This window comes from Photobacterium swingsii, assembly GCF_024346715.1.
GTDB lineage: Bacteria > Pseudomonadota > Gammaproteobacteria > Enterobacterales > Vibrionaceae > Photobacterium > Photobacterium swingsii.
The window spans coordinates 3,780,370-3,799,193 of the sequence record NZ_AP024852.1; the positions used below are offsets into that span (position 1 = coordinate 3,780,370).

The 18,824-nt window shown below is 46.8% G+C and carries 13 protein-coding genes and 1 pseudogene; 5 read left to right on the top strand and 9 right to left on the bottom strand.

The window, feature by feature from the left end; translation table 11 throughout:
- Window positions 1–5: 5 nt before the first annotated feature.
- From OCU77_RS17205 to OCU77_RS17215, 3 genes and pseudogenes are all read right to left on the bottom strand, one after another.
- A complete protein-coding gene (locus tag OCU77_RS17205) occupies window positions 6–2,417 on the bottom strand; it encodes a hypothetical protein (RefSeq protein WP_048900092.1) in 2,412 nt (803 codons plus the stop codon).
- Complete coding sequence (locus OCU77_RS17210) at window positions 2,411–4,753, bottom strand: hypothetical protein (protein WP_048900117.1); 2,343 nt, start codon at window positions 4,751–4,753, stop codon at window positions 2,411–2,413. Before OCU77_RS17210 ends, OCU77_RS17205 begins: the two co-directional genes overlap by 7 nt.
- A gap of 150 nt (window positions 4,754–4,903) precedes the next feature.
- A pseudogene (locus OCU77_RS17215) lies at window positions 4,904–5,824 on the bottom strand (YifB family Mg chelatase-like AAA ATPase); the annotation flags it as partial.
- Window positions 5,825–6,205: 381 nt separating this feature from the next.
- Between OCU77_RS17215 and ilvG the strand changes: the two are divergent.
- The 5 genes from ilvG (at window position 6,206) to ilvA (ending at window position 12,542) form a co-directional block, all read left to right on the top strand.
- Window positions 6,206–7,852: an acetolactate synthase 2 catalytic subunit gene (gene ilvG, locus OCU77_RS17220; protein WP_048900091.1), complete on the top strand. Its 1,647-nt coding sequence runs from the start codon at window positions 6,206–6,208 to the stop codon at window positions 7,850–7,852.
- Window positions 7,852–8,100 (top strand): acetolactate synthase 2 small subunit, encoded by a 249-nt coding sequence (ilvM, locus tag OCU77_RS17225; RefSeq protein WP_048900090.1) that lies wholly within the window; start codon window positions 7,852–7,854, stop codon window positions 8,098–8,100. The genes ilvG and ilvM overlap by 1 nt, the downstream gene beginning before the upstream one ends.
- A gap of 21 nt (window positions 8,101–8,121) precedes the next feature.
- Entirely contained in the window at window positions 8,122–9,057 is a 936-nt protein-coding gene (gene ilvE, locus OCU77_RS17230) for a branched-chain-amino-acid transaminase (RefSeq protein ID WP_048900089.1), read from the top strand.
- 69 nt (window positions 9,058–9,126) lie between these two features.
- Window positions 9,127–10,968 (top strand): dihydroxy-acid dehydratase, encoded by a 1,842-nt coding sequence (ilvD, locus tag OCU77_RS17235; protein WP_107303114.1) that lies wholly within the window; start codon window positions 9,127–9,129, stop codon window positions 10,966–10,968.
- Between the two features lie 5 nt (window positions 10,969–10,973).
- Window positions 10,974–12,542 (top strand): threonine ammonia-lyase, biosynthetic, encoded by a 1,569-nt coding sequence (ilvA, locus tag OCU77_RS17240; protein ID WP_107303115.1) that lies wholly within the window; start codon window positions 10,974–10,976, stop codon window positions 12,540–12,542.
- An 80-nt stretch (window positions 12,543–12,622) separates the two neighbouring features.
- Here the strand turns inward: ilvA and OCU77_RS17245 are convergent, their stop codons facing one another.
- From OCU77_RS17245 to OCU77_RS17270, 6 genes are all read right to left on the bottom strand, one after another.
- Window positions 12,623–12,985: a helix-turn-helix transcriptional regulator gene (locus OCU77_RS17245; protein ID WP_048900088.1), complete on the bottom strand. Its 363-nt coding sequence runs from the start codon at window positions 12,983–12,985 to the stop codon at window positions 12,623–12,625.
- Between the two features lie 245 nt (window positions 12,986–13,230).
- Window positions 13,231–13,611, bottom strand: coding sequence for a helix-turn-helix transcriptional regulator (locus tag OCU77_RS17250; RefSeq protein WP_048900087.1), 381 nt, complete (start codon window positions 13,609–13,611; stop codon window positions 13,231–13,233).
- A gap of 374 nt (window positions 13,612–13,985) precedes the next feature.
- Window positions 13,986–15,821: a glutamine--fructose-6-phosphate transaminase (isomerizing) gene (glmS, locus tag OCU77_RS17255; RefSeq protein WP_048900086.1), complete on the bottom strand. Its 1,836-nt coding sequence runs from the start codon at window positions 15,819–15,821 to the stop codon at window positions 13,986–13,988.
- A gap of 12 nt (window positions 15,822–15,833) precedes the next feature.
- The gene (locus OCU77_RS17260) at window positions 15,834–16,613 is read right to left on the bottom strand and encodes a DeoR family transcriptional regulator (protein ID WP_048900085.1); all 780 of its coding nucleotides are present in this window, start codon (window positions 16,611–16,613) and stop codon (window positions 15,834–15,836) included.
- 249 nt (window positions 16,614–16,862) lie between these two features.
- A complete protein-coding gene (glmU, locus tag OCU77_RS17265) occupies window positions 16,863–18,224 on the bottom strand; it encodes a bifunctional UDP-N-acetylglucosamine diphosphorylase/glucosamine-1-phosphate N-acetyltransferase GlmU (protein ID WP_048900084.1) in 1,362 nt (453 codons plus the stop codon).
- Window positions 18,225–18,395: 171 nt separating this feature from the next.
- Window positions 18,396–18,818: a F0F1 ATP synthase subunit epsilon gene (locus tag OCU77_RS17270; protein WP_048900083.1), complete on the bottom strand. Its 423-nt coding sequence runs from the start codon at window positions 18,816–18,818 to the stop codon at window positions 18,396–18,398.
- Window positions 18,819–18,824: the final 6 nt, after the last annotated feature.

An 18,824-nucleotide genomic window follows, 5' to 3' on the forward strand; every position in this document is an offset into this window, starting at 1 on the left:
AATCCTTAATCAAGATCTTTGATTTTTAAAATGAGGTTAAATGTTTGAGTGACATTACCATCGCTATCCTCTATGGTAAAAAACTCTGGCTCCAGAGTGATCCGCCCCTCTTCCAGAAGGTGAATAACCTCTGTTTCAATGTCCTGCTCTTTTTGAATTTGGCTAATATGAGGAACGGTTAGGTAAGACTCATCATCGTAATCTTCTGCCGCTTCGCTCACAGACTCTATGGTGATCGGCGTTGAACTATCGCCAGTCAGGCGCTCTGCAATAATTTTTCGAATCTCTTCTACTCCATCGAGCTTGGCAAGCTCAGAAGTGGAATCGACGACACCACGAACAATCACGCTCGCCTTCGCTCCATTGAGTACCGCCCCTGTCTCTGACTCAGAGATGTAATGGTATAGATGTTCCAAATCTGAGTGACCTAGCATCCAACGTAGGGCGTCCATCCCATCAGTCCCCTTAGACCAAAAGAATGCCATCGCAAAGAAGCGTCTTAATTGGTGCTGACGAACGTAATTACGGCGGTATTCACCGTTGTCATACTCTACCAAGTCCGTTTCGACGTAATCGCACAGCGCATCGAGGTGTGCATTATAGGTTGTGTGATGTACCTGACTTAACTGGCTCTTCTTTGAGTCTAAATTATTAAACAGAGACAACTTTCCTTTGTCTAAATTTAATTCACTTGCCTTGATGTTAAATTGCTCAAGTTGCCAAATAAGCTTAGCGATAGATAAGGGGATTGGTCTTTCTATGGTCGCATTGACCCCCTTTGAGCCTGTTTTCTTTACCCTGAATATCAAACTGTACTCTGTCTTTGACCCTTCTTCTGAAAAAGGGTCTACATTGGGAGATAAGTTGCCATGTGACTTCAGTTTGACTAACTCATCTTGTCGCCGCGCCATGATGGCTCCCACCAAGACCTGTATAGCGCCTTGCAGCACCGAGAACAGTTCAAACAAACTCTCGTTGGCTCTAATTCGTTCGTGGCGATTTTCGACACCTTCTGTAAAACCCTGAACCTGTTTTATTCCTTTTCTTAGGTACTCACTGCTCAGGCAATTGATGGCTTCCTTTTGAAACCAGTAACCTCGTTCCGAACTAGACATCTCTCGATGTAATTTTTCATCCCATGCTGAACTATTTTGACGTGGGCGATGAGGGTTAGATTTTTTCCCAGTAGATATCCTTCTTGCTTTAGACAGCAGAGTTAGCATTTCGTCTAGTAAGGTAACAGCACCTTTGTCAGTCGGCAGATGCTCTTTGGCAAACTCATAGCATTGACGAATTAGGTTAAACACAAACTTAGGCGGCAAGGTGCGGGTTCGTCCTAACTTTTTTAGGTCAACTAACTCACCAATGCTACCCGCACTGACACACTCAGATAGGATTAAAGGTCTTGCGACATCCTCACGTTCAAAGTTGGTGTGAATCAATCGAATGAGTTCAATGTATTGTGATATTGTCTTTTGATTCGTGCCTATTGAGGTATCCCTATTCTCAACAGCACAATATTCTGAGTCTCGACTTGGCTCTTTGAGGCGAAGCTCTGGATACCTGGGAGCATTAATGCCTTGGTAAAGAATCTTGCCATCAAATAACAACTTGTTTAATACTGCAGTATTGCCGTCGTAAAGAATGCTTGTTCTCATTTGATAGTAACCTTGCTCAAAAAGCCAAGCACACGCTTTGTCTCTCGCTTCTAAAGATAAGAAAACCTCATCTTGGGCAATATCTCGCCCAATGTAGGGGTATTTTTCTCTAAACCTTTGAGCATCTGCATCTAAAATCCCCTGAGAAACATCGTCCAGTAATGCTTTGGTGCGTTTATCAAACTCGTATACCCCATAAAAATTTCCGTGCTCAGCGAATTTCATCAAGATATTCAACCAGAAGTCATCATTCACATTTTGCAGGTGATATTTTGCAAGCTTCAATTCCTTTGAATGCAACAGGATGGCATTTATTAGGGCGATAACTCTATTAACCTTTATAGAAGCCATTGTTGGGCTGATAATTTTGCCACCATTTTCAAGCGGGTTATCTGTCGCCGTGATCCAGTATTTAAAACTGTTTAATAACTTGCGATGCGTTGTGTCCGTGAGCTTCTTTCCATCATCCAGGTACACGCTATCCCAGTGGATTGTTTTTGGGATTTTACCGAATGTTAGTGTCCATTTAGGTGCGGAAAAACTGGATTCTAACCACTCGGGTTGTCTTTCATCGTAGCCGTAGATGCCAGTGTGGATATGAGTGATGATGTCTAATGCTCGATAATCATTATTGGCTACTGAGAAATTTATAATTTGCTCAAGCGTTTCTATGCTAAGACCATTCAGAGTCGAGTGGTCTAGCACGATGTCTTCAATGAGACTAGCAATGGAGGTATTGTCGATAGCGACACTTAACATAGCAACGCTCCTTTAATTAAATCAGCATCAAGCTTGTTATTAATCGCAATATCAAGCATTTCCATTAAATCAGTATCAGCACTATGCTTGCCTGAATTTAGGGTATCTAGGATAAACACCGCCGACTGATACCAATGGAAAACAATATCTAAAAATGAAGACTCATCATCTCTACTCTCAACAATAAAGCGTATCGCCATCAATAGCTGCAAAAGAGAGGTGGAAATAGTGTACGTCAACTGGTCGAACACTAAGAATTCAGAGGTTTCATTGTCAGTAGCGGCCTGCTGATTAAAACCGTGGTCGAAATGCTCTGGAATATTACTGATGCCGTGATTGTTTAGGAATTCTTCAATGTCCTCGGCGCTCATGTTAACGGCATCAAGGCAATGTACTGAGTCTTTCATGGCTTCAAGCAAAATGGCATTCTGGAACTGACGCACCCAGCGATCATTAAAAAAGTCCATCAATGGTTTAGGTAGATAAGATGTCAGTAGTCTGGCATCTTTCTTTTCATGACCCAGCGCCTCGGCAACCGCATCCATTGAACGTGTTTTCAGATAAATTTGGAGGCCTCGGTGTCGCCTAATCGAGCGCAACGTATGTATATCAGAAATGGCTTGGGCATCTTTTAGCGTGATACCGCTGCTGTTATCAAAGAGCGATTTATCCTGAAGCCAATCATAAAAATCATTTGCCGAGTGAAGGGTTTGATTAAGTTTGCTTGGGCACACCACGTTGGAAGCGGTTGCGGTCAAAATCATCTTTCGCCAATTGATATTTCCGTTCTTTTTTAGGTATTCACGCGCCATGTGAGTATGTTGTATCAAAAACTCAACGACAGATTTAGAAAACTCATTAAGCACAACCTCTTGCTGCGCATTGGTTGGTCCTTTGCGGGATTTATAGCTTACTGCAATATACTGATTACCAACCTGCTTGTAGCCCACTATATTGCCATTGACATCAAATAGCTCCCATCTTGCTAGCCAAGAGGGTGTTATTTTTGGGTGTTCCATGACAAGTAGTGTTAAAAGAGCACTTAGTGTTGATTTAGAGGGCAAGTTTAACTCAGTGCAAAGTTGGCTGGCATTACCAAAAAATCCCAAAAATGATAGATAGTGATCTTTCGCAGCTATGCCGTGTGCGTAAAAGGTTGCTACCGTATTGTCTAGCTTATCTGCACCGACAAAGTGGTTATATTGAAGGTGGCCTAAAGTGCCACTCAGTGGTTTAACCAGACCTGTTTTGAGGAATGCTTTATTTCTTTCTTCTCGTTCTAAAAGTTCCTCAAACTTCACGAGACATACATGTTTTATGTGTGCCATGTCTCGCTCTAGGCGTTGCTGAATGATTGAAACAGCCTCTTCATCTTTAATTTTGAGTGGGATGTCGGCAAACCATCGATAGCTTTCTTTCTCCGTTGCGTCACCGCCAATCGAAAATGTGGGCGCTGCATCTTTCGGGTCTTTCCAGGCTGGAACGATGAAAGGCTTGTGTGGTTCAGAGAAAACACCAGTGTTGATAAAGCAGTCTGTATAATAGTTAATTGTACTTCGCCATTTAACATGAAAACTCTTTGGGCAATGCTGAGCGGCTTGGGAGCGAACAAATAGCACCTTAAAAATCTTGTGGAAAAAGTGCTGCACATGATTGCGGCTCAGGAGGGCTTCTATTGTTAGTCCGTCCCTTTCGTTATAAACTGTGGACATGCCGATAAAAAGCTGTTTGAGTATTATTGATACTTGAACTAAAGTTATTGATTTTTGTGTATAAGCATAGTTTTTTAGAGCAAGATGAACCCTGTTGGTAAACGCTTCGCCAAAATTCACATAAAGAGTATCAAGATGAGCCTCAACGCTTTTGCCTTCCTTTGATACTACCTGCCAACCATTTAAGTAGTCAGCTCTTGTCTTATCTATCTTAAGCTTAAGAAATTGCGCTAGACAGCTCGAAGTGTCCTCTGAAATTTTGGCGTTCGACAGCTGCACTTCATCAAGCGTTAATTGTTTATCCTGTGCAATGTGGCGAAAAAAGCGTTTTAGCTCGCGGCATAGACCATATCTATGTTTGATAGTGATACCATCGAAGCAGTCATAAATGAAACCGATGAGCGACTGGAAGTGCGCATTGAGTTGGTTTGAGTCATTCAATATTTCAAATGCTGTGTAGTTACCTTGTCCAATCAAATAGCAATAAGCCGCATAAATATTCAACAATGACTGTCTTTTGTTTTCTGCGACTGAAGATTTAGCAGCAGATGTTATGTACTTAGAGTATTCGGCTGACAGTGCAGTATCTAATAAAGAAAGCTCATTTAGAGTTTTAACATTCACAATCAAACCCTCAGATTGACAAATAATAAACACCTTAGTTGTCAGGATGATTATTGTCAGTGTTAAAATAGTGGGACTATATTACCTATAAACCCTACAATTCAAGCGATTAAGTTTACATTGATAAATTTTAATTATTGGGATAACAGTAATCTCATCTAAAAACAACAAACCATTATGAGCCAAAGAAATTTCTCCCGGCCGAGGGACGGATCCTCCCCCAACTAACGCAGCCATCGAGCTGGAATGGTGTGGCGTACGAAAGGGGCGTTGACGCCAGTTGCCTTGGTGCAAACTTTGCTGGGTCAATGAAGTCACAGCAGCCGTTTCTAGTGCTTCGGGGATCGACATTGGCGGCAGCAAATCACATAACCGAGAAGCCAGCATGGTTTTACCTGTCCCTGGAGGCCCAAGAAACAGCACATTATGCCCACCCGCAGCTGCAATCTCTAATGCCCGCTTGCCTTGGTGCTGACCAATAATATCCTGCATATCCCGCTGAGGTTCCGTGACGACGGTGGGCGCTTCATTAACAGCACGTTGAAACAAGGTGAGTGGCTGCTGATCGCATAAATAGCCACATACCGCTAACAGATCCGCCGCAGATTTGTGCTCGGAACCCTCCACCAGCCCAACCTGATCACCATTACCATCGGGTACCACCAAGCAACGATCTAGGCGCTTTGCAGCCAGTGCGGCAGGCAGTGCACCTTTCACCGCACGAAGCTGACCCGATAACGCTAACTCCCCTAAAAATTCATGATTAGGTAGCTTAGTTGTTGGTATTTGCCCTGATGCTGCCAAAATACCCAAGGCTATTGGTAAATCAAAACGCCCCCCTTCTTTGGGTAAATCAGCCGGTGCTAAGTTGACCGTAATACGGCGAGAAGGAAATTCAAAGTTGGCATTCACAATCGCACTGCGTACCCGATCTCGGGCTTCTTTCACGGTTGTTTCAGGTAGCCCCACCAAGGTTAATGCAGGCATACCATTGCTGATGTGTACCTCCACGGTAACAGGCGGTGCATCCACACCTACACACGCACGGCTATGAACAATGGCCAAAGTCATAATTTAATCATCCTGATGATGGCTTGCACCAATAAGTTAATGAAAGTTATCAATTTCGTTTCATGCTTAGCCTATATATGCAGAGAAAATGAAAACAAATCCTGAGTTTTTGCTTGTCATGCGACTCATGTCTGTGTTACCACTTAGGTAGCGCAACAAATAAACAAATTAGTTGGATAAGTAACAATGCAATTTAATGCCAAAGCCCTCGTACTCATTATCAACGTCATTGTGGTGATTATTATCACCGCAACGGGGAGTGCTAGGCGTTAAACAGCCGCAAATGCAACAACGCACAAGCCCCCGCAACCAAAAGGTCCGGGGGCTTTTTTCTAACTGCAAGCAAATAGACAATCCGCAACATGGAATAAGGGGATCGTGATGACAGGGGCAGAGTTAGTTGTAACAGCGCTGCAGCAACAAGGAATAACCACGGTATTCGGCTACCCAGGTGGCGCTATCATGCCAATCTATGATGCGCTCTACGATGGGGGAGTTGAGCATATTCTTTGCCGTCACGAGCAAGGGGCAGCAATGGCTGCAATTGGTATGGCACGCGCCACGCAAGATGTAGCAGTCTGCATGGCAACATCCGGACCAGGGGCAACCAACCTAGTGACAGGCTTAGCCGATGCTTTTCTTGATTCGGTACCACTGGTTGCGATCACCGGGCAAGTGGCCAGTAGCCATATCGGCACCGATGCCTTTCAGGAAATGGATGTGATCGGCATGTCGCTATCCTGTACCAAGCACAGTTATTTGGTGACCGACATCGATGAGCTCGCCCCAACATTAGCCGAAGCCTTTGAAGTCGCTAAAACCGGTCGCCCAGGACCCGTGATTGTCGATATCGCCAAAGATGTGCAGCTCGCTCAAGCCCCTGTTGACACGCTGCCAGCTTTCACACCGCCAGCACTCCCTCACGTATGCTCCCACGCACTCCACACGGCTCAGCAATTACTCGCTACCAGTGAGCGCCCAGTATTGTATGTCGGCGGTGGGGTACAACTGGCAAAGGCAACTCAGACTGTGCGTCAGTTCTTACAGCTAAATCCAATGCCTGCAGTCAGTACCTTAAAAGGGCTCGGCACTATTGAGCGCCACCATCCACATTATTTGGGCATGCTTGGCATGCATGGCACCAAAGCGGCGAACTTGGTGGTGCAAGAGTCTGACTTGCTGATCGTGGTCGGTGCGCGGTTTGATGATCGGGTAACAGGCAAACTAGATACCTTTGCGCCTCACGCCAAAGTGATCCACTTAGATATCGATGCGGCTGAATTTAATAAACTTCGCCAAGCACATGCAGCACTACGTGGCGACATTAATACCGTATTACCACAACTGGAATTAAGCCAATCTATCGCCCCGTGGCTCCAGCATTGCGACAACTTACGCAGTGATTTTAAATGGCGTTACGACCACCCCGGCGAACTCATCTATGCACCGGGGCTGATGAAACAACTGTCTGACATGATGCCCGACACGGCAATGGTTTCTACCGATGTCGGTCAACACCAAATGTGGGCGGCACAACACATTCAGCCACGCGAGCCTCAAAATTACATCACCTCCGCAGGCCTAGGCACCATGGGTTTTGGGTTACCAGCTGCCATGGGCGCCAAAGTCGCACGCCCCAACGATGAGTCGATCTTAATCTCGGGGGATGGCTCGTTCATGATGAATGTCCAAGAGCTAGGCACCCTAAAACGCAAACAGATCCCAGTCAAAATGGTATTGATCAACAACCAGCGCCTAGGCATGGTAAGACAGTGGCAGTCACTGTTTTTTGATGGCCGCCACAGTGAAACCATTCTTGATGACAACCCTGATTTTGTGATGCTCGCTAAGGCATTTGGTATTCCAGGCAAAACCATCACCAAAAAAGACGAAGTCGAGCCAGCCCTACAAGAAATGCTGGCCAGTGACACCGCCTACCTACTCCATGTGTTGATTTCAGAAGAAGAAAACGTATGGCCACTGGTACCACCGGGCGCGGCTAACCAAGATATGCTGGAGAACACCTAATGGATAGATATTTACTCGACATCAAAGCGGATGATAAACCAGTATTACTAGAGCGAGTATTACGCGTTATTCGTCACCGTGGCTTTATTATTAAAAAAGTCATCGCGACTCAGAACCATGAAAGTAAGGTTGCCAGTGTGGAAATTGTGGTTGATAGCGATCGACCAATCAGCACTCTGATCAACCAAATTGAAAAGCTTTGGGATATTCGCACCGTAACAACAACTCTCTTAGAAAACCAAGACTAGTGCATAAGGAAGAAATGCAAAATGGCAAATACAGCAGATTATATTTGGTTTAATGGCGACATGGTTCCTTGGGGCGAGGCTAATGTCCACGTACTGACTCACGCTATGCACTACGGTACCTCGGTTTTTGAAGGCATCCGTTGCTACAACACCCCTAAAGGCCCGATTGTGTTTCGTCATAAAGAGCACATGGAGCGACTCAAAAACTCCGCCAAAATCTACCGTTTCCCGATCCCCTATAGCGCTGAAGAGCTGATGGAAATCTGTCGCGAAACCATTCGCGTCAATAAACTCGAGTCCGCTTATATTCGCCCACTAGGCTATGTCGGTAATGTCGGGTTAGGTGTTTGCCCACCCGTTGGCACTGAGATGGATTTGATCGTAGCGGCTTTCCCTTGGGGTTCATACCTAGGGGAAGAAGCGCTCGAAAATGGGGTTGATGCCATGATTTCTAGCTGGAATCGTGCGGCACCCAATACCATTCCAACCGCTGCAAAAGCAGGGGGGAACTACCTCTCATCATTGCTCGTAGGCAGCGAAGCACGCCGCCACGGTTACGCCGAAGGGATTGCCCTCAGCGTTGATGGTTACCTGTCTGAAGGGGCGGGTGAAAACATCTTCGTGATCAAAAATGGGGTACTACTAACCCCACCTGCAACCAGTGCTATTTTGCCCGGTATTACCCGCGATTCCATCATGGTGCTCGCCAAAGAGATGGGCTACGAAGTACGCGAAGAAAACATTGCCCGCGAAGCCCTGTATCTGGCCGATGAAATCTTCATGACAGGCACAGCCGCTGAAATCGTACCCGTGCGCACCGTTGATCAAATTGTGGTCGGCGAAGGAAAACGCGGCCCGATCACCAAGGCCGTTCAAGCGGCTTATTTTGGTCTATTCAACGGCACCACAGAAGACAAATGGGGCTGGTTGGATTACGTCTACCCAGACAAGAAATAAGCTCACGCGAAGAATTACCGCCATGGCCCGCACTCAAGCGGGTCATGCAACAAAAGGATATTTGTAGTTATGCCTAAGTACCGTTCTGCCACAACCACTCACGGCCGTAATATGGCCGGTGCCCGCGCTTTATGGCGTGCAACTGGCGTTAAAGATGAAGATTTCGGTAAGCCGATCATTGCCGTTGTTAACTCCTTTACCCAGTTTGTTCCCGGCCATGTTCACTTAAAAGACATGGGACAGCTGGTCGCAGGCGAAATTGAAAAAGCAGGCGGGATCGCCAAAGAGTTCAATACGATTGCAGTCGACGATGGGATCGCGATGGGTCATGGCGGCATGCTGTATTCGCTACCATCACGCGAACTCATTGCTGATTCCGTCGAGTATATGGTGAATGCCCACTGTGCCGATGCCATGGTGTGTATTTCTAACTGTGACAAAATCACTCCCGGTATGCTGATGGCCGCACTGCGGATCAATATTCCAGTAATTTTTGTGTCTGGTGGCCCGATGGAAGCGGGGAAAACCAAACTTTCGGATCAAATCCTGAAACTGGACCTGGTTGACGCCATGATCCAAGGGGCGGATCCAACCGTTTCTGACGAACAAAGCGAGCAGATCGAACGATCCGCTTGCCCAACCTGTGGATCGTGCTCAGGGATGTTTACTGCCAACTCAATGAACTGCCTAACTGAAGCATTGGGATTAAGCCAACCCGGTAATGGCTCAATGCTAGCCACTCATGCCGATCGTGAGCAACTGTTTATCAATGCAGGTAAGCGCATCGTCGATTTAACCAAACGTTATTACCAAAACGATGATGTCAGTGTACTACCACGCAATATTGCCAATAAAAACGCCTTTGAGAATGCGATGGCGCTCGATATTGCCATGGGTGGCTCCACCAATACCGTGCTGCACCTACTGGCTGCCGCACAGGAAGGGGAGGTCGACTTCACCATGGAGGACATCGACCGTATGTCTCGTCGAGTACCGCACCTGTGTAAAGTCGCCCCTTCAACCCAGCAATACCACATGGAAGATGTGCATCGTGCGGGGGGGGTTTACGGTATTTTAGGCGAATTGGATCGCGCTGGTCTATTCCATAACGATTGTTACAATGTGCTAGGTCAGACGTTTGCTCAAACACTGCCTCTTTACGATATTGCCGTGACAGAATCTGCTGAAATAAAAGACTTCTTCCGTGCTGGCCCTGCGGGTATTCGCACCACCAAAGCCTTCTCACAAGATTGCCGCTGGGACAGCGTCGATGATGATCGTGAAAGCGGCTGTATTCGTAACAAAGCCAACGCCTTTAGCCAAGATGGCGGCTTAGCGGTACTGTCTGGCAACATGGCACTCAATGGCTGCATCGTTAAAACCGCCGGCGTTGATGAGAGCTGTTTAACCTTCACTGGCCCTGCCGTGGTATTTGAAAGCCAAGACAGCGCAGTGGAAGGTATTCTCGGTGGCAAAGTCAAAGCTGGCGATGTAGTGGTGATCCGCTACGAGGGGCCTAAAGGCGGCCCAGGTATGCAAGAGATGCTGTACCCAACCACCTACCTTAAATCGATGGGACTAGGCAAGGAGTGTGCATTAATCACTGATGGTCGCTTCTCAGGAGGCACATCAGGGCTGTCGATTGGCCACGTCTCACCGGAAGCCGCAAGTGGCGGCACAATCGGCTTAATCCAGGATGGCGATACGATTGCGATTGATATTCCCAACCGTACGATTGAGCTTAATGTGGATGAAAACACTCTGACCGAACGCCGCGCTCATAACGATCAGCATGGTTGGAAGCCCGTTGACCGTCAACGTGATGTCTCTTACGCACTCCGTGCTTATGCATTGCTCGCAACCAGTGCCGATCAAGGTGCCATCCGCGACAAGTCAAAACTCGAAGGGTAGCTACCATGAATGAAGTCCAGCAGGTTAACGACACCACCTCACGAGAACCATCGCCATTAAGTAGCGCCGATTATCTCCGCGATATTCTTCGCGCACCTGTCTATGAGGTGGCACAAGTCACCCCATTACAAACACTCCAGCGCTTATCCGAACGCACGGGGAACCAGATCCAGCTTAAGCGTGAAGATCGCCAACCCGTGCATTCTTTTAAGCTACGTGGCGCTTACAACATGATGTCGCAATTAACCCCCGCTCAACAACAAGCCGGGGTAATTGCAGCATCAGCAGGTAACCATGCTCAGGGGTTGGCGCTATCAGGCAAGCAACTTGGTGTTCAAGCGACAATTGTGATGCCACTCACCACGCCAAACATTAAAGTCGAAGCGGTGAAAAGTTTCGGTGGAAAGGTAGTGCTACACGGTAATAATTTCGATGAAGCGAAAGCCCGCGCAGTCGAACTGGCTGAGCAGCACCATTTCACCTTTATTCCCCCCTTCGATCACCCTGCTGTGATTGCAGGGCAAGGCACCATCGGCATGGAATTACTCCAGCAAAATGGTCACCTTGATTATGTTTTTCTCCCTGTTGGTGGCGGTGGCTTAGCCGCAGGTGTCGCTGTGTTACTCAAGCAACTACTGCCACAAATCAAAGTGATTGGCGTCGAAGCCGAAGATTCAGCCTGCCTGAAAGCCGCATTGGCAGCAGGCGAGCCCGTCACTCTGGATCAAGTCGGTATGTTTGCCGACGGTGTCGCGGTAAAGCGCATTGGTGATGAAACCTTCCGCCTGTGCCAACAGCACCTTGATGCCGTGATCACCGTCAGTTCCGATGAAATCTGTGCTGCTGTGAAAGATATCTTTGAAGATACGCGGGCGATTGCCGAGCCATCGGGGGCGCTCTCTTTGGCTGGATTGAAAAAGTATGCCGATGTCCACCAGCTACAAGATAAAAAGCTCGCTGCGGTGTTATCAGGGGCTAACCTCAACTTTCATGGCCTGCGCTATGTGTCTGAGCGTTGTGAGCTGGGGGAGAAACGTGAAGGCTTACTGGCCATCACCATTCCTGAGCGCCAAGGCGCCTTCCTTGATTTCTGCCATATTCTTGGTGGACGTGCCGTTACTGAATTTAACTACCGCTACAGCGATGACAGCTTGGCCAATGTGTTTGTCGGTGTGAGGTTAATGCAAGGGCAAGAAGAACTGGATAGCATCATCGAGGATTTGCGCCAAGGCGGCTACCCTGTGGTGGATCTGTCCGATGATGAAATGGCAAAACTACACGTGCGTTACATGATCGGTGGGCGTCCATCGAAACCTTTACAAGAAAAGCTGTATAGCTTTGAATTTCCGGAATACCCAGGTGCCTTGCTGAAATTCTTAAACACACTGGGAACGCGCTGGAACATCAGCTTATTTAACTACCGTAACCATGGCGCAGATTATGGGCGTGTACTCTGTGGTTTTGAGCTGGAGGAAGGGGATGTTTTATCATTTACCAGTTATTTACGAGAACTCGGCTACCAATGGAAAGATGAAACAGCCAATCCCGCTTATCAATTTTTCTTAGCGCAGTAGTATCACTGGCTCACCTTGAAACCAGTAAGATCAAAAAAAGCAGCCAGTGGCTGCTTTTTTATATTCAAAACAATGATCGCTTATTTATGGCTTTTATTTTGCTGTTCAAACCAACAAGAAATAAAGCTTAAATTAAGCTCAATTAATCGAGCCCGTAATGATGGAGGTACTTCAGCCAGCATATTGATCAATTGCTGGGTGTCTTCTTGTACACACGGGCGGCTAGCGGGGTTATCTTCAAACAAAAACCAAGTCAGAGGACGCTCAGTCACTTCCGCGATCTTCATTAATGTCGATACTCGAGGCTCCGTTTTCGCGGACTCTAAATCAAGATAAGTTTGACGCGCAATGCCAAGCCTTTTAGCCATTCCAACTTGCGTGATCTCTTTCCACTCTCTCGCCTCGCGAATTTTATTGGCGATCAATAATTTGGAAGTATTCATGCAGATACCATCTACTTCATCGCTGTTGTTAGCACGAAAACTTGTGCCACAACGAACGACCGCCTTAAGGCATAACTAAGTTGTTAATAACTAGGAATTATGCCCTTAGCATTCCACGCGTCACCGAGTGATAAGTCAATTTGTGACCCTTGGCTTACAATGTAAGCCTAAGTAGACAGTCATATTTTGATATTGCCTACAACATCGTACAACACAGTGCAGTGAGCGCTGTAACATAATTCTGCTTAACTTTTATCTCTTTGCGTCAATGCCTTAGTGTACTCCGCCATAAAGCCCGCCAAATTAATGCTTTGTTGTAAAATAACATTACGTGCCGAATGCGGGAGGCGACTAAAATACTGTAGCAAGCGATCAATCTCTTCTTTGTACTCGCTCTCTAAAATTTCAATCCCTTCATCGCCATACACGAACCACGTTAGTGGGCGCTCAGTAATTTCAGATATTTCGGACAGTAAGCGGACCTTAGGCTCGGTTTTACCGGTTTCAAGATCAAGGTAGGTTTGGCGAGCAACTTTCAGTTGTTGCGCCATATGCACTTGTGTCAGTCCTTTCCATTCACGCGCTTCACGAATACGTGCTGCGATTTTCGTTTTAGAATCTGTCATGTCTAACCTCCAATACACATCAAATAGAAGACTACTTAGTGTTCATGACTGAACTTGCACAAGGTGCGCCAAGTTAAAACTTTCGTACAAAACCCTAATATTCAACAAGTTAAAATAAAAACATATTCCGTATTTCTATTTTGATTCGCAGAAAGTTGTACATTGCTATCTGGATTTTCATTTCGCAATATTCTCGTCACCAGTGCTAAACAAACAAGACAAAACCGTGTGTTGGTTGCTCTTTACCATAAAAATAAGCGTCATGGCTGTATTAGAGCGTAGACGCTCTCACTCATTGCCGAATGTCAGCCATAAAAAAAGCACCGCGAACGGTGCTTTTTCTTACAACTCAAACAAAAACTCAATCATGAGATTTATTCAACAGTAACGGCTTTTGCTAGGTTACGCGGCTGATCGACATCTGTACCTTTGATCAAAGCAACATGGTACGACAGCAGCTGCATTGGCACTGTGTAGAAGATAGGGGCAATAATGTCATCCACGCATGGCATAGTAATGATCTTCATGCCTTCACATGCTTCAAAGCCAGCTTCACTATCGGCAAAGACATAAAGCAAACCACCACGGGCACGCACTTCTTCAATGTTGGACTTTAGCTTTTCAAGCAAATCATTGGTCGGTGCCACCACGATCACAGGCATGTCAGCATCGATGAGCGCCAATGGGCCGTGCTTCAATTCACCAGCCGCATACGCTTCTGCGTGAATGTAAGAGATCTCTTTCAGTTTCAGTGACGCTTCCATCGCAATAGGGTAGAACTCCCCGCGACCAAGGAATAGCGCATGATGCTTATCCGCAAAATCTTCAGCGAGTTGTTCGATGGGTTTATCAAACGCCAATGCTTTCTCAATTTGCGTCGGTAACTGGTGCAGTGACGCAACAATTTCACGCTCTTTGTCTGCATTGATCAAACCTTTCTCTTTACCTAGTGCCGTGACAAACATCAGCATCGCCACCAGCTGAGTCGTAAAGGCTTTGGTTGATGCCACGCCAATTTCCGTACCTGCGCGGGTCATGAAGGCTAAATCAGATTCACGTACTAATGAAGAACCCGCCACATTACAAATGGTCATGGCTGACATGTAGCCTTTTTCTTTTGCTAAGCGCAGTGCTGCCAAGGTATCAGCCGTTTCACCGGATTGAGACAGGGTCAGCAATAAGCTGTTTGGACGAGTGACAAACTTGCGGTAGCGGAATTCAGACGCAATTTCCACGTCACAGCTTACGCCCGCCATGGATTCAAACCAGTAACGTGCCACCATACCTGCGTTGTAAGAAGTACCACAGGCAATGATCTGAACGTGTTCTACCTTCTCTAGGATCTCTTTCGCACCACTGCCGATACTCTCAACAATCACGCTATCGTTACTGATGCGGCCTTCCATCGTGTTGATTAATGCACTTGGTTGCTCGTAGATTTCTTTTTGCATGTAGTGGCGGTATTGACCTTTGTCTGCGGCATCTTGCTGCAAGTTAGACTCATGCACTTCACGTTGAATAGGTTCACCGCTCGCATCAAACACATTCACTTCACGACGAGTAATTTCAGCAACATCACCTTCTTCTAAGAACATGAAGCGACGCGTGACATTCAGTAAAGCAAGTTGATCAGAGGCTAAGAAGTTTTCACCAACACCCAAACCAATCACCAATGGGCTGCCAGAGCGTGCAACCACAACGCGATCAGGGTCTCGACGGTCCATCACGACCGTACCGTACGCCCCTTCAAGCTGTGCCACGGTTTTTTGTACCGCTTCAAGCAACGTTGCCGCTGAACGTAGTTCCCACTCCACCAGGTGAGCAATTACTTCGGTATCGGTTTGCGATACAAAGCTGTAGCCACGCTCAGTCAATAGCGTGCGAAGCTCTTCGTGGTTTTCAATAATACCGTTATGCACTAAAGCAATATTGTCACCAGAAACATGTGGATGCGCATTGCTTTCCGATGGCTCGCCATGGGTTGCCCAACGTGTATGTGCGATGCCCGTACCACCAATCACAGGGCTGCTATCAACGGCATCAGCTAACTCTTGTACTTTACCTAAACGGCGTACTCGATTTAAGTGACCTTGTTGATCAACCACAGCGACACCCGCCGAGTCATAGCCGCGATACTCTAAGCGGCGTAAACCTTCGACTAAAATTTCAGCCACATCACGTTGTGCTACAGCACCCACGATTCCGCACATATATTAACTCTCCTAATTTTTTTCAACTGGCGCGCAAATCACTTGCACACCACATAATTCAATTTGTTTTTTGGCTTCAAGGTCGAGGCCATCGTCGGTGATCAAGGTATTAATGCTATCCCAAGGTAATTCTAAGTTTGGGATACGACGGCCCACCTTGCTTGATTCCACCATAACAACCACTTCACGTGACACTTCCGCCATGACTCGGCTTAACCCCATCAGCTCGTTAAAGGTCGTTGTGCCTCTCTCAATATCAATACCATCAGCACCAATAAAGAGTTGGTCAAAGTCATACGAACGCAATACAGACTCAGCTACTTGACCTTGAAAAGCTTCCGAATGGGGATCCCAAGTTCCGCCCGTCATTAATAATGTAGGCTCGTTTTCCAATTCATTAAGGGCATTGGCAACGTTGAGGGAATTCGTCATCACAATCAGGCCTTGCTTGTCATTCAAGAGGGGGATCAGACAAGCTGTAGTACTACCGCTATCAAAAATTAAGCGGTTATGGTCACGAATACGTGCCGCCGCAGCCTTCGCAATCGCTAGCTTTCGTTCTGAAATATATTCTTCCGTTTCATCAACAGCCACGATTTCAGACGGCATGGCGACCGCACCACCATAACGACGAAGCAACAGACCACTTTTCTCTAAGGTCGCAAGATCTTTACGAATAGTAACTTCCGACGTAGAGAAGTGTTGCGCCAAAGCATCCACGCTGGCTTCGCCTTGCTGGGCAATGAATGCTGCGATGCCATGGCGGCGTTGCTGTGTGTTTCGTTTTGACATGATATTTCGATTCATCAATCATAAGTTTCGATTTGAAAGATAATGGTAGCAGACCAAAAGATAAAAGATCAATGCAGAACTGGCATATTAATTGACGCGAATAATGTCAGGCTATTACCAATAGGCACAACAGTGAAGATATAAGAAGAACAAAACGCGGTCGGTACAAAAAGAAAAGAGGGAGAGTAAAAACTAAAAAGGCAGGGAGAGCCCTGCCTTTGATGAACTAAACGCTATATCCGTTCGTGATTATTTTTGCTTTTCAGGACGCTTCCAGCCTTTAACGGTACGCGCAGGTGCACGAGTAATAACAAGCTCACCATCACCCACATCGCGGTTAATCGTCGCCCCCGCACCAATCGTCGCACCTTTGCCCACTTTAACTGGCGCAATTAGCTGAGTATCTGAACCAACAAACACATCATCAGCGATTTCAGTTTTAAACTTATTCGCACCGTCATAGTTACACGTGATTGTGCCAGCACCAATATTGACGCGATCGCCAATTTCAGCATCGCCCAAATATGTCAGATGGTTAGCTTTCGAGCCCTTGCCTAAGCGTGATTTCTTCATCTCAACGAAGTTACCCACGTGAGAATCACCCACCAGCTCAGCACCAGGACGCAAACGTGTAAATGGACCAACAGTACAATCTTCACCGACGATAGCACCTTCAATCACACTGTACGGGCGAATGATGGTGTTATCGTCGATCTCACAATCTTTCAGGATCGAACCCGCACCAATCACCACATTGTTACCCAAAGAAACACTGCCTTCGATGATCACGTTAACGTCAATTTCAACGTCGGTACCGCATTGCAGTTCACCGCGCAGATCAAAACGCGATGGGTCACGCAGCATTACACCCTGCTCTAATAAGCGTTCAGCTTGCATCGCTTGGTGAGCACGCTCCAATTTCGCCAATTGAACGCGGTTGTTCACCCCTTCCACTTCAATCGCACTCGCAGGGTGAACCGCTTCTACCGCACGACCTTCATTGTGAGCAATCGCAATGATGTCTGTCAGGTAATATTCACCTTGCGCGTTGTCGTTTTTAAGCGCCGCCAGCCAGCGCTTCATGTCACCGCCGTTCACTACCATCACGCCAGTGTTAATTTCTTTGATCAGCTTCTGCTCTTCGCTCGCATCTTTCTGCTCAACAATCGCCACTACCGGACCATTACGGCGCACAATACGGCCGTAACCCATAGGGTCATCAAGTACCACAGTTAATAGAGCGATACCGCCATCAGGCTGGGCATCCAATAAGTTCTCAAGCGTCTGACCGCTGATCAACGGCACGTCACCGTATAAGATCAGGATTTTTTCATCGTCCGCGACATCAGGACACGCTTGGTTCACCGCGTGGCCAGTCCCTAATTGCTCTGCTTGCAATACCCAGTTAACAGGCTCATCAGCTAATACCTGCTTCATAGTATCGCCACCATGACCGTAGACCAGGTGGATATTATTGGCACCGAGATCAGCACAGGTATCAATCACGTGCTTAGCCATAGGTTTACCCGCCAGCGTATGAAGTACTTTTGGCAGGTTAGAGTACATACGGGTGCCTTTTCCCGCGGCGAGAATTACAGCGCTGAAGTTCATGCAGCGTATCCTTTTAGATGCAGATTCAAAAATTAATTAGCGTTATTGTAACTGGAGGCAAGGGGACTTTTAAGCGACAGCCGTTATTTTTTACCATGTATTAACTTGCTATCACGCGCAAAAGACATAAAAAAAGCGACCCTAAGGTCGCTTTTTGTATCAGGCGTCTGATTAACGCGCTTTACGAGTCAGCTCAATAACACGAAGCTGAGCGATCGCTTTCGCCAGATCACTTGCTGCTTGAGCAAAGTCGATATCGCCATGCTGATTGTGGATACGCTCCTCAGCTTGACGTTTCGCCTCTTCAGCCTTGGCTGCATCCAAATCTTCACCGCGGATCGCGGTGTCAGCTAATACAGTGACTGCATTTGGCTGAACTTCAAGCATACCACCAGAAAGATAAATAATTTCTTCCTCGCCGTGCTGCTTAGCAATTCGGATCATCCCTGGCGTAATAGCGGTCAACAACGGAGTGTGGCCTGCGTGGATACCCAGTTCACCTTCGCTACCAGTCACCTGAATATTTTCAGCACGACCAGAGAATAGATTTTTCTCTGCGCTTACTACATCCAGATGGAAGGTTATCGCTGCCATGTCGCC

Bases quoted from the DNA above. Each gene is read 5' to 3' on its own strand.
- OCU77_RS17270 (WP_048900083.1), bottom strand. From the start codon at position 18,818: ATGGCAGCGATAACCTTCCATCTGGATGTAGTAAGCGCAGAGAAAAAT.
- glmS (WP_048900086.1), bottom strand. From the start codon at position 15,821: ATGTGCGGAATCGTGGGTGCTGTAGCACAACGTGATGTGGCTGAAATT.
- ilvM (WP_048900090.1), top strand. From the start codon at position 7,852: ATGGATAGATATTTACTCGACATCAAAGCGGATGATAAACCAGTATTA.
- ilvA (WP_107303115.1), top strand. From the start codon at position 10,974: ATGAATGAAGTCCAGCAGGTTAACGACACCACCTCACGAGAACCATCG.
- OCU77_RS17260 (WP_048900085.1), bottom strand. From the start codon at position 16,613: ATGTCAAAACGAAACACACAGCAACGCCGCCATGGCATCGCAGCATTC.
- OCU77_RS17205 (WP_048900092.1), bottom strand. From the start codon at position 2,417: ATGTTAAGTGTCGCTATCGACAATACCTCCATTGCTAGTCTCATTGAA.
- OCU77_RS17250 (WP_048900087.1), bottom strand. From the start codon at position 13,611: ATGACAGATTCTAAAACGAAAATCGCAGCACGTATTCGTGAAGCGCGT.
- OCU77_RS17245 (WP_048900088.1), bottom strand. From the start codon at position 12,985: ATGAATACTTCCAAATTATTGATCGCCAATAAAATTCGCGAGGCGAGA.
- ilvD (WP_107303114.1), top strand. From the start codon at position 9,127: ATGCCTAAGTACCGTTCTGCCACAACCACTCACGGCCGTAATATGGCC.
- ilvG (WP_048900091.1), top strand. From the start codon at position 6,206: ATGACAGGGGCAGAGTTAGTTGTAACAGCGCTGCAGCAACAAGGAATA.
- glmU (WP_048900084.1), bottom strand. From the start codon at position 18,224: ATGAACTTCAGCGCTGTAATTCTCGCCGCGGGAAAAGGCACCCGTATG.
- ilvE (WP_048900089.1), top strand. From the start codon at position 8,122: ATGGCAAATACAGCAGATTATATTTGGTTTAATGGCGACATGGTTCCT.